At 60.1% G+C, this 14,202-nt stretch carries 16 protein-coding genes; 5 read left to right on the top strand and 11 right to left on the bottom strand.

Features of this window, described 5'->3' with window-relative positions; genetic code table 11:
* Positions 1-8 precede the first annotated feature (8 nt).
* Entirely contained in the window at positions 9-542 is a 534-nt protein-coding gene (locus tag RI101_12110) for a GNAT family N-acetyltransferase (protein MEC4890793.1), read from the top strand.
* Here RI101_12110 and RI101_12105 read toward each other — a convergent pair whose 3' ends face one another.
* The 4 genes from RI101_12105 to RI101_12090 form a co-directional block, all read right to left on the bottom strand.
* Positions 543-1,118 carry a lipocalin family protein gene (locus tag RI101_12105; protein ID MEC4890792.1) on the bottom strand — a complete coding sequence of 192 codons (576 nt, stop codon included), beginning with the start codon at positions 1,116-1,118 and terminating at the stop codon, positions 543-545.
* Between the two features lie 89 nt (positions 1,119-1,207).
* Complete coding sequence (locus RI101_12100; GenBank protein ID MEC4890791.1) at positions 1,208-2,872, bottom strand: SulP family inorganic anion transporter; 1,665 nt, start codon at positions 2,870-2,872, stop codon at positions 1,208-1,210.
* 85 nt (positions 2,873-2,957) lie between these two features.
* The gene (locus RI101_12095) at positions 2,958-3,551 is read right to left on the bottom strand and encodes a hypothetical protein (GenBank protein MEC4890790.1); all 594 of its coding nucleotides are present in this window, start codon (positions 3,549-3,551) and stop codon (positions 2,958-2,960) included.
* 242 nt (positions 3,552-3,793) lie between these two features.
* Positions 3,794-4,114, bottom strand: a complete 321-nt coding sequence (locus RI101_12090) for a hypothetical protein (protein ID MEC4890789.1) — start codon at positions 4,112-4,114, stop codon at positions 3,794-3,796.
* A 143-nt stretch (positions 4,115-4,257) separates the two neighbouring features.
* Here RI101_12090 and RI101_12085 point away from each other — a divergent pair, with 143 nt between their 5' ends.
* On the top strand, positions 4,258-4,410 hold the full coding sequence (locus RI101_12085) for a hypothetical protein (protein MEC4890788.1): 153 nt from the start codon (positions 4,258-4,260) through the stop codon (positions 4,408-4,410).
* A complete protein-coding gene (locus RI101_12080; protein MEC4890787.1) occupies positions 4,394-4,699 on the top strand; it encodes a GIY-YIG nuclease family protein in 306 nt (101 codons plus the stop codon). The genes RI101_12085 and RI101_12080 overlap by 17 nt, the downstream gene beginning before the upstream one ends.
* Here RI101_12080 and RI101_12075 read toward each other — a convergent pair.
* From RI101_12075 to RI101_12045, 7 genes are all read right to left on the bottom strand, one after another.
* Positions 4,696-5,001, bottom strand: coding sequence for a hypothetical protein (locus RI101_12075; protein MEC4890786.1), 306 nt, complete (start codon positions 4,999-5,001; stop codon positions 4,696-4,698). The two genes, RI101_12080 and RI101_12075, sit on opposite strands and share 4 nt — an antisense overlap.
* 15 nt (positions 5,002-5,016) lie before the next feature.
* A complete protein-coding gene (locus RI101_12070; protein MEC4890785.1) occupies positions 5,017-5,886 on the bottom strand; it encodes a hypothetical protein in 870 nt (289 codons plus the stop codon).
* 256 nt (positions 5,887-6,142) lie between these two features.
* A complete protein-coding gene (locus tag RI101_12065; protein ID MEC4890784.1) occupies positions 6,143-6,520 on the bottom strand; it encodes a hypothetical protein in 378 nt (125 codons plus the stop codon).
* Between the two features lie 143 nt (positions 6,521-6,663).
* Complete coding sequence (locus tag RI101_12060; protein MEC4890783.1) at positions 6,664-7,650, bottom strand: alpha/beta hydrolase-fold protein; 987 nt, start codon at positions 7,648-7,650, stop codon at positions 6,664-6,666.
* A 114-nt stretch (positions 7,651-7,764) separates the two neighbouring features.
* On the bottom strand, positions 7,765-8,838 hold the full coding sequence (locus tag RI101_12055; GenBank protein MEC4890782.1) for a hypothetical protein: 1,074 nt from the start codon (positions 8,836-8,838) through the stop codon (positions 7,765-7,767).
* A 239-nt stretch (positions 8,839-9,077) separates the two neighbouring features.
* On the bottom strand, positions 9,078-10,124 hold the full coding sequence (locus RI101_12050) for a medium chain dehydrogenase/reductase family protein (protein MEC4890781.1): 1,047 nt from the start codon (positions 10,122-10,124) through the stop codon (positions 9,078-9,080).
* A gap of 77 nt (positions 10,125-10,201) precedes the next feature.
* Complete coding sequence (locus tag RI101_12045; GenBank protein ID MEC4890780.1) at positions 10,202-10,687, bottom strand: alpha/beta hydrolase; 486 nt, start codon at positions 10,685-10,687, stop codon at positions 10,202-10,204.
* A gap of 880 nt (positions 10,688-11,567) precedes the next feature.
* Here RI101_12045 and RI101_12040 point away from each other — a divergent pair.
* Together RI101_12040 and RI101_12035 are read left to right on the top strand one after the other, a co-directional pair.
* Positions 11,568-12,623 (top strand): protein kinase, encoded by a 1,056-nt coding sequence (locus tag RI101_12040; protein MEC4890779.1) that lies wholly within the window; start codon positions 11,568-11,570, stop codon positions 12,621-12,623.
* Positions 12,624-12,739: 116 nt separating this feature from the next.
* Complete coding sequence (locus RI101_12035; protein ID MEC4890778.1) at positions 12,740-14,128, top strand: hypothetical protein; 1,389 nt, start codon at positions 12,740-12,742, stop codon at positions 14,126-14,128.
* Positions 14,129-14,202 lie beyond the last annotated feature (74 nt).

Genomic DNA, 14,202 nt, shown 5'->3' with positions numbered 1-14,202 from the left:
CAGCCCCCATGGTTCGCACAGATCGGCTCCTGCTCCGGCCCTTTGGGATGGGCGACGCCCCGGACGTGCAGCGCCTGGCCGGCAGCTACGACGTCGCCAAGGGGACGCTCGTCATCCCCCACCCGTATCCCGAGGGCGAAGCCGAACGATGGATCGCCAGCCTGCGGCGCGACGAGGAAGCCGGCACGCTCGTCAACTTTGCCATCGTCTTGCAGGCGGAAGATCGTGTAATCGGGTCCATCGGGCTGGACATCGCCGCCGCGCACCGGCATGCCCGGATGAGCTATTGGCTCGGCCAGCCCTATTGGAATCGCGGCTACGGCACCGAAGCGGTACAAGCCCTGCTGGCCTACGGATTCCAACAGTTGCACCTGCACAGGATCTACGCTCCGCATTTCCTGAACAATCCGGCATCAGGGCGAGTGCTGCAGAAAGCCGGGATGCGGTATGAGGGCCGGCTGCGCGAGCACTATGTGCGCTTCGGCCAGTCCGTCGACGTCGAGCTCTACGGCCTTTTGGAGCAGGAATTCGACCGCCGCTGATCAGGGCCGCCGGTCGCGGACGAGGCCGTCTGTGCGATAGCCGAAGCCGCGGCTCAGCTCGACCAGCCGTCTGTAGACCGGCTCCTCCAGCTGCGGCGTCCGCGAAAGGATCCAGAGATACCGGCGATCCGGCGTCCCCACCAGCGCCGTGCGGTACTCGGCATCGAGATCGAGAATCCAATAGTTCCCCTCGCGGGATGAGCCAAAGAGCCGCGCGAACCAATTGTCGAACTGGACGTTCAGCTTGGCGTTCGTCCTCGCATCCACGACCGCCGCCACGCCCTCGATCTGATCCCGCTCACCCGCATCGGTCACACATTCATTGTGCACGCCGACGGTGCCATCGGAACGAAGCGTGTAGATCGCCTTGGAATCGATGCAGTGCCGTTGAAACCACATCGGCAGCCGTGCAATCTCATACCAGGTCCCGGCATACCGGCTCAGATCGACGGCCGCGACCGTCTGCACCTCCCGGCGCGATTCGATCCCCGCGCAACCGCCGAGCACAGCACAAGCCAGGGCAAGGCTCCACCAGAGTTTACTGTGGGCGGTCGATCGAACAGACGGCTGCATCATGATCTGCCTCATTAGCGGACAAACCTCGCTACCGCCCCCTGCGTAACGACGCACGTCCCCGGCGTCGGGGGAGGCGGGCGGCGGCTTAATTATTCGACAGCCCGATCAGCGGAGACGGTCGAGTCCGCCAGCCTGGCCGCATGATGAAGCGCCTCAATCCGGCGGGCATGGTGGTGATCCGGCGGGACGAGGCGCAGAACCCCCAAGCCCTCCAGCACCTTGGTCACGGACGGCTGCATCCCGACCAGGACAAGGTGCTGGCCATGCGCCCGGGCCAAGTGGATCATATCCTCAACCGCCAGAGCAGCCGTCCCGTCGATGGCCGGCACGGCCGACAGATCCAACACCACCGCTCTAAAACTGCTCCAGCGCGCCACGCCTTCAAGCCGCCGAACCATGTCTTTCGCCGACCCAAAGCTCATCGGGCCGTCGATGTGAATGAGGATAATCCGGCCCTCGTGGCGCCCGAGCACCAGGGCCTCTTCCTCGCTGAGCGGAGATTCGGCGGCCGAGTCCGTGATGACCCGCAGATTCATCAATTCAAGATCCGCCATCCGCTTGACGAACAACAGACTCGCCAGCACCAGCCCGACCGCCACAGCCATTATCAGGTCCGCGAGCACGGTCATGGCGCACACCACCGCCATGATCATCACATCCGCTCGCGGGGCTTGGAGCACATGTTTCAGCAAACGCCAGTCGATGATATCGACACCCACCTTGACCAGAATCCCCGCCAGCACCGCCAGCGGAATACGCCCGGCCAGCGGCCCCATCCCCAGCAGCACCGCCAGCAGCACCACGGCATGGAGCGATCCCGAGAGAGGCGTCCGGCCGCCGCTGCGGATGTTCGTGACGGATCGCATCGTGGCCCCGGCGCCCGGCAGTCCTCCAAACAGGCCTGCCACGGCATTGCCGATTCCCTGTCCGATCAATTCGCGGTTGGAGTCGTGGCGCGTGCGGGTCATGTTGTCGCAGACCAGCGAGGTCAGCAGACTGTCGATGCTGCCAAGCACCGCCAGCACGATGGCTTGCCCGATGACAATTTTCACGGCATCAAGATGGAGGCTGGGGAGCCCCGGCATGGGAAAGCTGGCCGGAATCGCCCCGATCACCGGCGCGCCGGGAAACACCAGCACTCCGAGCGCCGTGCCGGCCAGCAGCGCGAGCAGCGGCGGCGGGACGATCTGTCCCACCCGCTCCGGCGTGCCGGAGACGATCGCCAGCGACAGCACCCCGAGCACCAGCGCATCGACGACCGGATCGGCCGCGAAGGACGGCAGCATGGCCAGCGTCGCGAGCACACCCCCCGGATGGGCGGCGTGGCCGACCAGCGGAGCGGCCTGGAGAATAATGATGATCGCGCCAATCCCGCTCATAAACCCGGAGATCACGGGATAGGGCATCAGGGTAATGTAGCGCCCGACACCCGTCAGCCCGAGCAGGATCTGCAATCCGCCGCCCAAGATGACTGCCGTGAACGCCAGCGCCGGCTCCTGGCCGAATTGGAGAATGAGGCCGGCCATGACGACCGTCATCGGGCCGGTGGGACCCGACACCTGCGCGGGAGTCCCGCCGAACAAGGCGGCAAAGAATCCGACGAAGATGGCCCCGTAGAGGCCGGCCATCGCCCCGGCGCCGGACGCCACGCCGAACGCGAGCGCCAGCGGCAGCGCCACGACCGCCGCGACAAGACCGCCGGAGAAATCACCGCGCAGATTGTTGAAGGAGAGACCGTGGATCAGAGGCACCATGTACTCACGCTCAATGGAGTGGCAAGAAGGTCGTAACAAACTCGGCGGCGCGAGTCCATGAAAATGACGCAGCGCCTTCCGGCGCTCACGGCCGCAGCTCCTCCCGAAGCCGGGCCAGCTCCTTCCGGTACGCACCCGCATCGCCGAAATCGAGAAACTCGTGATACCGCTTATGCGCGCCGGCGCAGCGGTGGGCATGCTTGATCGGGCAAAAGTACTGCTCGGTCCGCGACGCGATCTCGCGCGCATAGGCGATCAATCCGTTCGCATAGCCGCAATAGTCACAATTGAACCGCTCGATCGCATTCAGATACCGCAGCTGGCCCCGATCCAGCAGGATGTAGCGCGACCGGTCGACTTTTGCGATTCCATAGACCGGGAAACAAATGGCTTGATAGAGCCAGAGCCAGAGATCGAGCAGCACGAACGGCACGATCAGAGAGTAAATCACCGGCGCCACCAGCAGGCTCGCCACCGGCGCCTCCCGCAGAAACGCCGGCACGCTCTGGCGGACCCTCCGGTGCGCCGCGCGCACATCGGACTCGAAGGCCACCTTCCCCTTCTCAATCACGTAGAGAAACTGGCGCCGCTTCCCCTCCACCTCCTCGGCCAGCGCCCGCTCCAATTGCCCTTCCAGCTCGGCCATCCGGGCCGCAATCTCGGAGATCGTTGCATTCATCAGAGGCTCCTTCCCTCGGCCGCCGGTTAGGCTGTCCGGAACAATTCCAAACCTGAAAAGACCCTACGCCCAGATGGAGGAAGCGTCAAGGAGGGGAACAGGCCGGGCGGTCGGGCATGGCACAGAAGCAGGAGCGTGATGAACAGCGTGGTGCCGATGGCGGGAGCAGAGCAGGCCGAACGGCGCCCGCGGCCTGCGAGGACACCGGCAAGACCAGGGCGCGGCTCCGAGCGGAGCGCCGGCTAGCGGGAGCCCGGCGTGGTGAGGCCCGCCCCGCCGTCTGGAATCTGCAAGGTGATGGACAGCGCATGGCCGTCGGAGCGGACCTGCGCCACGATCTTATCGCCGGTTTTCAACCGGCTCACCACCCCTTCGATTTTCGTCTCGGCGGTGACATGCAGACGGGCTTCCCGGCCGGAGATCTCCTTCACCACCAGCTCGTCACCGTCCCAATACAACACATCGCCCTTCACCGCGGCGGATTCGGCGGCAGGAGAACCGTCCAGGGCTTCTGCATGGGTGGCGAACGCACAGACCAGAATGAGCGCGAGAAGAATTGGCATGATGATCCCTCCCTCGCCATGTAGGCTACGAAGAGGACCCGCCCCTTGTCAATCAGCCCTTTGAAATCAGCCACCCCGGTGCGTCCCTGAACGCCGCCGCACGACGCTGGCGGACGTCCGCGCGAGCCTGCTAGAGTGACGCCATGAGTGACCTGGACTGGCTGGGAGTGGCCCTGGTGATCGGCGGCGCGCTGTTCCCCTTCGGATGGCGATGGTACCGGCGCCGCCGCGCCGCGAAAGCGGCCGACCGGTTATTGGCCGACGTGCTCAAGAGCAAAGATGGCTTCCGCCGATAAGCCCGCGCGGCCGCACACCCCGACGGATGACCCCGCCTGCAGGGACTGGATCGTCTATATCCTGGAGTGCAAAGACCGGAGCCTCTATACCGGCATCACGAATGATCTGGAGCGGAGGCTGGGCGAGCACGGCAAGGGCACCGGCGCCAAGTACACGAAGACCCGCCGGCCGGTGCGGCTGCGCTATACCGAAGTCCACGAGACCAAGAGCGCCGCGCTGAAGCGGGAAGCGGCAATCAAATCCCTGACGCGCACGAACAAACTGGCGCTGATCGCAGCACGCGGTTAGATGCCGGACACTTTGGCCGCGACCTTCACCACCGCGTCAACCGCTTTAGCCACCGTCTTGATCGCCTTGGCCACATCGCCGACATCGCGCTTGGCCTGGCGAAGCTGGGTCACGGCATCATTCAATCCCTCAACGGCCTTGTCATAGGCCGCCGTGTTCTCCCCCAGCACCTTGTCCGCCAGATCCAAGACCGCCTGCAGCGCCCGGTCGTAGGCATCCTGAAGCTGCTGCCGCCGTTCCGGATTCGGCTCGGCCCGATACGTTTCGCGCAGTTCCCAGAGTGCATCATTGATGGCCGCCATGTCGTCCCTTTCTCGTTACTTGATGAGCACCGTCTTGGCATGCGAGACCAGCGTCTTGACCGTCTTCGTCAGCGCCGTGAGATCCGCCCGCGTGACCGTGTGGCCCTGCACCGCCTGCACCAAATCCGCATGCCCCGCCTTGAGCTGCGCCGCCGCGCGGGCAATCTCCAGATACACCGTCTCCGTCGTCCGCCTCAACTCCACACCCCGGCGATTGGCCTCGACGGCGGGAATCCGGTCCTGCACACTCGCGTTCGGCTGATCCAGCACGGAGTCCGCCGCCGTCACTGCCAGCAAGCCCACGCCATTGACGTATTGGGTCAACGGCCCATCCTGCCCAAACTCCGCCGCGAAGAGACCCGCAATCCGCTGCACCTGCTCATCGGCCTGCGGCACAATCTTCTCCAAGGCCTTGCGCTTCTTGTAGTCCACCACCAGGCCGCCGATGTCCTGCACCAGCTCCCCGACCGCCGTCAGTTGCTCCTCATTCAGCCGCCGGCTCTCAGGATCGAGCCCCCGGATGCTGTCCGTGAATGTGGCGGAGGCCTGTGCCAGCTCCGCCTGCCCCGTCTCCTCCACCAGCGCTACCAGCAATTCCGCATAGGTCCGAAGCGTCTCCGCGGCACGCACCCGCGCGCCGACCCGATCCGGCGTGAGCGCCCCATCGATCCTCTCACGATCCTTGATGCGCTGCGGCGTGAGGATCAACACCGACGCATTGGCCTCCATCACGGCACGGCGGGCATCGGCCAGCTCCGCGCCGACGGTCTCACTAAATGACGCCGAGGACCGGCCAAACTCTCCAATCGTGTCCTTCTGCACCTGTGTCAGCCCGCAGCCCGACAGGGCCAGAGCCGCCATCACGCACAATCCTCTCATCCACATAGACTGCCTCCTGGCAATGGGGCGTTGGGCAACCGGCATTGACCGCCCCGTCAGATCCGCGAGCCGGCTGATTCCACACCCTGTTCTCTTACTGGAAAATTCCGTAGCCAACCTACCCGAGAACAACCATGAGCGCAAGACCGGTATGCAGGTACAGCCCTGCCGATGACACGCGGGGGCATGAAGGGAAGGTCTCAGACCGGCCGCCGCGCCGGATCGACGCAAGCCGGATGGGGACGTGATCTGGCGACCGCGGCTATTTCGAGGCCAGCTTCCACACATTGACCGCAAACAGCACGACCGAGGCGCCCAGCAGCAGCGAACCGATGCCGACAAACGGCTCAAGATGGCGGTACCCGAGCAGAATGCCGCTCAGGGACAGCATCGTAATCGGCAGCGCCACGTTATGGAGCCAAAACTGAATCGTGGCCAGCCGGTTCCCGGCAATCTCCGGAAACTGGCGGTACACCAGGCCGATCACCGCCAGCGACACCCAGCCGAGCAGGTTGATGTGCGCATGGGCGGGAAAGAGCGTATGGTTTTGGGAGACCCCCATCACGATCCCCAATCCAACCCCGATGACGAGATACACCACCGCGATTTTCAACCAGCGCACACCGGCAGACTGAGCCATAGCAGCCTCCTAGAATGAGAGGGAGAAGACGGCAGGCTACCGCCGTCATGCCGAGGTGTCAACGAAAAGCCGTGGAGTGGGAAGACAACATGATAGTCCTGCCCGGGATTGCCAGGGAGAATTCCAATACCCTCCCCACCGGACTATCGCCCTGGCTGCTGGCTTGTGGCATCACCCGTGAGGTTGCCGGACAGCGTGCCGCTCAAGACGGCGCGATAGAAGTCCCAGTTGGCATCGCCCAGCGCCTGCAACAGTCTCAGCGGCTGATGCGCCACGTTGGGGACGAGATGAAACGTATGGGGGATGCGCAAACGCAACACGTGCGCCGCGAAATCCTGATTCGGCCCTTGCATCGCATCCTGATCGCCCACCGCGATGCGCAGCCTGGTCCGACCCCGCAACACGTCCGCCTGTTGCTCCGCCAGCGCCCAGGGATTGAGGGCCTGGAAGTACGCCTGGTCGCCGCCATAGACCTGTTCTAAAATTCTGGCCCGGTCGGCCGCCAAGTTCCTAGGGCCCACAGAGGCGTGAAACTCCCGCTGCATCGGCCCGGCACCCAGTAAAGAGATCGCGCCGAACAACGCGGGATATTTCATCCCCAGCCGGGCCGCGCCATAGCCGCCCATGCTGAATCCCTCGATCAGCCGGCCGGCGCGGGAAGGGATCGTGCGCCACGCCGCATCGACCTGCGGCACCAATTCGTCGATCACCACCGTTTCCATCGGCACCGCGCCGTCCTTCGAGTTGCACCACATGCTTTCCGGCATGCCGTTGGGAAACACCACCAAAGCGGGCGGGATTTTTCCCAAGCGCATCGCCCGGTCGAAATACTCCACAATCTGCGGCAGCGCCTGCACCCCGCCGCCATGGCCATGCAGCCAATAGATCACTGGGAACCGCCGCGCCGGGTCGGCCTCATACGAGTCCGGAATGTAGATGTGATAACTGACGTCCGTCTTCGCCGCCGCGCTGTGAAACAGGCGTTGGACGAGATGCGGCGCACGGACCGCCGGGGTCACCCACTCCGGAGCAGCCTGGCTCTGCGCCGCCGGTACGGCAAAGAGACCGGCGGCGGCAAGACCACACCCCAGCCCCATCAGCACAAGACCGCGTTTCAATCGAGTCTGCATCGTGTGCTCCATCTCCACCCTCCTCGCCGATGCGAGGGGCAAGCCACCAATCATTCTGCGCAAACGCTTCGGCGAAGGCAGGGAACGCCGCCGGCAAATCTTTTCAACACTCTGCTAATAACAGGACACCCCCACACCACAGGGAAATCCATTCCAGATCTCCAGCCCCGTCATCAAACTCTGCACACCGGAATGCCCGCCACTGTAGGCGGTCGTGATCATCAGACGAGTAATGGGAAGGTTGTACGCGCCCATGTTGGGGCCGTGATGATCGGCGACCACCTGGCCGTTCACCGCCGCCCAGAAACGGCCATCGCTGCCACTTGACCGGTGCCAGAACACTTCATATTTGAACCACGCATCCACCGGAACGGGAACCCGGGAATTATCCTCGATCCAATAGTCCACCCTGGGCCCGACTCGTGGGCCATTGGCGTCATTGTCCCCCTTGGCCCGCCAAAAGAGCCGGCCATCAGCCCCCTTCATCACATACGTGATAATCCGGTAATCCCCCTGCCCATCAATGCCGCGATAGCCTCCCGTCTTGAACTCGAATTGCGCCCGCCAATTTCCAGCAGGCACCGTGTTGTCCAGTTGCGTCGCGAGATCGGCCTGGTGCTTGAACCAATAGGAAAGATACACATCAGGAACATCGCCGAGCGCCGCCGGCCTGATGAGAATGAGCGGCGCCTGCGCATGCCCCTTCCCCGCCGGCACCATGCCCGCCGGCGCTTTCTTGTGCACACGTTGAAACAGAGCGGAGACCGGCGTGCCGTTGGGCCCCGGCACCTGCCGGATCTCAGCCGTGATGTGCTCGCCCACGGTTTCGGGCGTGATCGGATCGACTGTGATGAGTTGTATCCCTGAAAACTTCGCGCCCAACGCGGCAACTGGCCAGATAAAACCGGTTTCCCGATCGGTCCCGGCAAGATCCTGCCAGCCTCCGCCCCCGCCAGTGGAAGGCGCGTATAAATTCCGGGGCGCGCCGAGCGAGACGCCAGGCCCGAAGTTTGACTTGAAGAGCAGCGTAGGCGCGGAAGTCGTGAGCGGCGGCGCGGGGCCGGCCGAAAGCGGCTCGGCAAAACTGCCGCCCCCAGCGCCCAGGAGCACGACCATCACGAGTCCGACACGTGTGCCGAGGAAAGCAATCATCGCGAGCGCCTCTCGATGGGTCTGAAATCCTGCCACGAGTGATGACAGGCCTCCGTGAGCCTCTCACGAAGAGAACGCGCACCTCACCAGCCCGTTGACGGGATTACGACCGTGATCAGAAATGAAGAATGGCGGGCCTTCTGTAATCGAGAATTAATCAGATCTCCTCTAAGTGAGGTTAGCACGGGGGTTTACGGATCAGTACCTTCATCACACGCATCACAAGCAGACCAAGCGATCAAAAATATTCCCGCCCTCTTTTCGTGTTCCCCTCTTCACTCATTCTTTCCTCCGAGCACGATCTTGCCCGTCACGCCTCCTTCCCCGAGCAGCTCGTGCGCCTGTCGTGCCTCGGCAAGAGGAAATCGTTGCGCGATAAGCGGCTTGATCTTCTGCTGGTGAAGGAGATCCAACAAGGCGGTCAAGTCCTGCCGAAACAATGCCGGTCTCAGCCGTTTAAGCCATTGAATGCTGTAGGGCACCACCCGTTTCCGGCCGGGGAACAGCCAGCCGCCGGCAATATACAACCCGAAGACCGCGATGGCGCGAAAGCGATGCCGCCCGCCTGAACGGCCTGAAGCCAATCGTCCCCCGCGGAGCGAGCCGGTCAGGCCGTAGGCCACCACCCGCCCGCCAGAACGAAGCGCTTTGCGGGACTGCCAGATATGCGCGCCGCCGATGCTGTCAAACACGGCGTCCACGCCCTCGCCCGTGAGGCGGTGAATGGCTGTCACGAAATCCTGATGCTCGTAATCGATCGGGATGCCGCCCAGATCCGAAACCGTCTGCGCCCCGCGCAATGAACAGGTGCCATACAGCTCCAGCCCGGCAAGGCGCCCAAGCTGCAAGAGCGCCGAGCCGACCCCTCCGGCTGCCCCGTGAATCAACACCCGCTGGCCCGGCTGCACCCGGGCGGAATGATGCAGCATCTGGTACGCCGTCACATAGTTCAGCACGAGGCTGACCGCCTCGGCAGGATCCAGCCCAGACGGCACTGGAACCAGTTCACGCGGCGGCAGACAGATGAACTCCGCATAGGCGCCGCTGATCGGCAGCGCGGCAACCCGCTGGCCCGGTTCGATTCCGGAGACACCGGCGCCAAGCCGGTCCACCACGCCCACCAGATCCCAGCCCGGCGTGAAGGGCAGCGGGGGCGTCTCGGGATGAATGCCCTCGCGCATCATCAAGTCGGGCAGGGACACACCCGCAACCAGCACTCGCACCCGCACTTCACCGGCCTTCGGCTCAGGACACTCTTCTTGAATCACCCGCAGGGCATCAGGCCCGCCGTAGTGGCTCACGATAATACGTGTGTGTGTCATGATCCTCTTCCTCCCTTGGCGGACGCCCAGTCTTGTGTGGCTTCATGAGTGACGATGCGGACCTCCCGAGAAGTCTCTCAGGACAATGGCTGCACCACCGGCAACACCCATTCAGCCATCGCCCGGTTGAACGTGTCCGCTTCCTCGACCGCCGGCTCATGGGCGGACTCCTCAAACCAGACGAACCGCTTCGAACGTGCCGAGAGCGATTCGAAATAGGCGGCGCTGGTTTCCCCGGCGACCACATGATCATGGCGTCCTATGAAGAAAAAGATGGGCATCTGCAAGACGGGAACCGTCTTGGTGAGATCCACGGCGGAAATTTCATCCCACATCAGTTTCGGAGACCAGAGGCATCCTCGCAGAATATTGGGGAGATCAATGATGGAGGCTTCCGGCCCGCCATGCAGGAGAATCAAGATCGGGTTGGTGAGGTTCCTGCCACGGATCATCACCCATTGATCAAGACCGCCCAAGCGCAGGTAGGTAATCTCCGCGATGCTGTCAGGCAGGACCCGGCCATCAGGACCGCGAAAGGGCGGTGTCGTTCCCCGGTAGGTCATGGCGTGTCCTTCGGTGTGCCGGCCACCATTGTATCCGTCCCGACAAACGCGGTCTATCGTCGAAGGAGGGGGGAGGCAAGAGACAGTCCGTTCGCCCAAAGGGGCCTGACAACATGTCGTTGTCCCAAAAGCAGCCCGCCGCCTGTATATTTCACGATTCTTTCAGCCCATGATTCCGCACGCACGACCTTATCGCCGCAATCACATCTCCCCGCCACAGCTGCTCGACGGCTGCGTTAGAAGGGTGGACGACTGAGTCGGTTCGGGTGTCATCTAACGAGCAGTACCCCGACCATTGGAGAGTCAGATATAGGCTAGGCGAGTGCTGGCGCGGGCTCTATGAATGGGAAGCTGATATCGCACGCATCACGAGCGGGCAAGGCGATCAATAATATTTCCGACCACCGGCCACTTTTCTTGTCTCCCTTTTTTATTCTACAGTTGACTTAGCCCCGCAAGCAGTGTTAAGTGTTCACTTAACACGAAACACGTTGAGATCCCTATGACGTCCAAAATCGGCAGACTTATAAAAGAGGCACGGCAAAAGAAGTCATTGACACTACGGGAACTTGCCAGACGAATCGGCAAATCTCCCGCTTACATTGTTTTACTCGAAAGATCTAGCAACTCCCCTGGAATCGCTGAGGAAACGCTTCAATCAATTGCTCACGAACTAGAACTAGACCCTGACATGCTCCATGCAGCCGTCCAAAGAACCCCTGAAAATTCTGCTCCACGATCATCGACACAAGTAGCACTATATAGGCTAATCGGAGAGTTACCTGAGGGGCGGCAAGTTGAGCTCAAGGCTGAGCTTGAAGCTGAACTGAAGAAGCGCAAACCAATCCAACGTTCGCAAGTATGATTTCCAGGAGGAGTCATGACAACCAGAACATTTCCCCATGAACTCTTAGAGGGCTTGACTCTTGCCAATGATTGGCATGTCCTAAAAAGAGTGGAAAAGCATGGGACCAGCACAGGAGGCTTCTTCTCTTGTGGATATATTGCCCAGCACAAAGATGGGAAACAAGGCTACGTCAAAGCACTGGATTTTTTCTCAAGACTTTCGGACCATACAAATCCAGCAGTAGCCCTAAAACCATATATTGACGCGTTTGTGTTTGAATGTGACCTATTACACAGATGCAGAGATAGAAAGCTATCCCGAGTTGTGACAGCCTTGGATGATGGGGCCGTTACTGTACCAGGAATTCCTCCTCCATCTACGGTCCAGTACATAATATTCGAACTTGCTGATGGGGATATTCGCTCACAACTTGCGAAGGCAGACCAGGTTGATATCGCATGGATGTTTCGATCACTACACCATATTGCATTAGGGGTGGAACAGCTTCACTCGATAAATGTAGCGCATCAAGACCTCAAACCGTCTAATGTTTTGGTCTTCGATGATGCCTCATCTTCAAAGATAGCCGATGTCGGTCGGGCTGCTGCTCGAGGAGTTGAGCCACCGCATTACGACCTTGTTATTCCAGGTGAGCAGCGCTATGCACCACCCGAGCTTCTCTACGGCTCAGCTCCTAGCTCATGGGAAGCAAGACGGATGGGCTGCGACGCCTACCTTTTGGGAAGTATGATCTCATCTTTTTTTACAACCCTGAGCATGACACAGCTCATTCAAATGACTCTCGATGAGCGATTTCATTGGCTCAACTGGCACGGAACCTACGAAGAAGTGCTTCCATATCTTAGAGCAGCTTTCGCTGACGCACTGGATTATTCAGCACATGAGTTCCCGGCTGAGTTTAGATCAGAGCTACGTGAAGCACTGAGCCAATTATGTGATCCTGATCCATCATTACGAGGCCACCCAAGAGACCGAAGTATGAAATTTGGAAACCCGTTTTCGCTTCAAAGATATGTTTCGCTATTTAACCTATTAGCGAGTAGAGCCGAAATTGGGCTCCGAACATAAACCATATGTCTTCATCATTAGAAGATCCCAGAAGAAGAGTAGTTCCGCGTTGGCGACCCTGGAGAGAAGCCATTAGTCTCGGAGGCGTTGATAGTTCTGCGGATCGACACACTCCTTTGAAACCCCAACTTGAGGAACTAACCAAGGCTAAGGCAGATTGGGACACTCATCACAGCCTCCCCTTCGCAGGAGATTTTATTGGAGCAGCCTTTGCTCTAGGCCAATCATCCGTCGCAAAGCCGGCTGCCGAGTTTATTCTGAATTCGGATCGACCGGCGTCAAAAGCAGCACGCGATCTCGCACACATGATTATTGCCGATAGATCTCGTGCTCAAACCTTGCTACCCGATCCTCCACTTCAATCAATCGAGTCTACCAGGCAAAACATCCGGCTACTTCGGAAAGTACTCCAGGAGTTCCCTAGAAACCCCCTTGCATACCTGGATCTTGCCCGCGAGTACGTAGCCTTGGGGCAACCCCTTCATGCTTTGAAGCCCATGCAGATGGCGTTAAGTTTAGCACCCTCCAATCGATTCGTTCTAAGATCAGCTTCTAGATTTTTCCTCCACTACGACGACGCTGAGCAAGCTCATGATCTGTTACGTCGGGCAAGCAATGTAAAAGAAGACCCATGGTTGCTCGCGGCCGAAATTGCTGTGGCTAGTGCCGCAGGAAGAACCTCCAAACTCATAAAAACGGGAAGGCATTGCATTGAATCACATAAGTTCCACCCATCGCACATTTCTGAACTAGCGGGGGCATTGGGTACGCTTGATTGGGAAGCTGGGAATATTCGCTCAGTAAAAAAACTCTTCCGCAAAGCACTTGAGAAACCGACAGAAAACTCTGTTGCTCAAGCAGCCTGGCTATCAAGGAGGTCGGACAATATCGGCGTGGACCCCAGCTTGCTCCAAGTACCTAGGTCATTCGAGGCGAGAGCTTGGTCAGCCATTGGTGAGTCCCAGTGGGATGAGAGCTTAAAAGCAGCCCAACTTTGGTTAGCAGATGAGCCATTTGCAAAAAGAGCAGCCGTATTTGGATCTTGGGTAGCATTATTATCCACCTCAGGCGCTGAAGAAGGTGAGTCTATAGCCCGCTATGGACTGCGTATGCATCCTTCAGACTTTCTACTGCTCAACAATCTGACGGTAGCTTTAGCCTACCAGGGCAAGATAGATGAAGCCTGCGATAGCTTTGAGAAGATTGTCCTACCCGAAAACAATAGCGCATATAAACCAACATATCTTGCCACCAAAGGATTGCTTCGTTTTAGATCTGGTGCACCTGAGGAAGGGCGATCCTTGTATCAGATGGCCATAATTGAGGCAAGAAACAGGAAAGATCTACGATCCGTTGTGCGTGCTCTTCTTCACCTTGCCCGAGAGGAAAGGCGGCAAGATCCAAAAACAGCAGAAGCGCTAGTTTCGGAAGGCTCAAAGGACACCGATAAGCTTGCACCCTTGGAACAAATCATTTCCATGCGACTGATAGAACTGGCCAAGTAGGATGAAATAGCGAAAAATGAGAAAAGGGGATCTTTTCTCGCCGCAGCCCACGTCAGACATATCCCCTAAAGGCC

Source organism: Nitrospira sp., from assembly GCA_035968315.1.
Lineage (GTDB): Bacteria > Nitrospirota > Nitrospiria > Nitrospirales > Nitrospiraceae > Nitrospira_D.
This window is presented reverse-complemented; position numbering and strand designations above follow the sequence as displayed.

Excerpts from the sequence above, each read along its gene's own strand:
- RI101_12110 (MEC4890793.1), top strand. The coding sequence starts at position 9 with ATGGTTCGCACAGATCGGCTCCTGCTCCGGCCCTTTGGGATGGGCGAC.
- RI101_12105 (MEC4890792.1), bottom strand. The coding sequence starts at position 1,118 with ATGATGCAGCCGTCTGTTCGATCGACCGCCCACAGTAAACTCTGGTGG.
- RI101_12100 (MEC4890791.1), bottom strand. The coding sequence starts at position 2,872 with ATGGTGCCTCTGATCCACGGTCTCTCCTTCAACAATCTGCGCGGTGAT.
- RI101_12095 (MEC4890790.1), bottom strand. The coding sequence starts at position 3,551 with ATGAATGCAACGATCTCCGAGATTGCGGCCCGGATGGCCGAGCTGGAA.
- RI101_12090 (MEC4890789.1), bottom strand. The coding sequence starts at position 4,114 with ATGCCAATTCTTCTCGCGCTCATTCTGGTCTGTGCGTTCGCCACCCAT.
- RI101_12085 (MEC4890788.1), top strand. The coding sequence starts at position 4,258 with ATGAGTGACCTGGACTGGCTGGGAGTGGCCCTGGTGATCGGCGGCGCG.
- RI101_12080 (MEC4890787.1), top strand. The coding sequence starts at position 4,394 with ATGGCTTCCGCCGATAAGCCCGCGCGGCCGCACACCCCGACGGATGAC.
- RI101_12075 (MEC4890786.1), bottom strand. The coding sequence starts at position 5,001 with ATGGCGGCCATCAATGATGCACTCTGGGAACTGCGCGAAACGTATCGG.
- RI101_12070 (MEC4890785.1), bottom strand. The coding sequence starts at position 5,886 with ATGTGGATGAGAGGATTGTGCGTGATGGCGGCTCTGGCCCTGTCGGGC.
- RI101_12065 (MEC4890784.1), bottom strand. The coding sequence starts at position 6,520 with ATGGCTCAGTCTGCCGGTGTGCGCTGGTTGAAAATCGCGGTGGTGTAT.
- RI101_12060 (MEC4890783.1), bottom strand. The coding sequence starts at position 7,650 with ATGCAGACTCGATTGAAACGCGGTCTTGTGCTGATGGGGCTGGGGTGT.
- RI101_12050 (MEC4890781.1), bottom strand. The coding sequence starts at position 10,124 with ATGACACACACACGTATTATCGTGAGCCACTACGGCGGGCCTGATGCC.
- RI101_12045 (MEC4890780.1), bottom strand. The coding sequence starts at position 10,687 with ATGACCTACCGGGGAACGACACCGCCCTTTCGCGGTCCTGATGGCCGG.
- RI101_12040 (MEC4890779.1), top strand. The coding sequence starts at position 11,568 with ATGACAACCAGAACATTTCCCCATGAACTCTTAGAGGGCTTGACTCTT.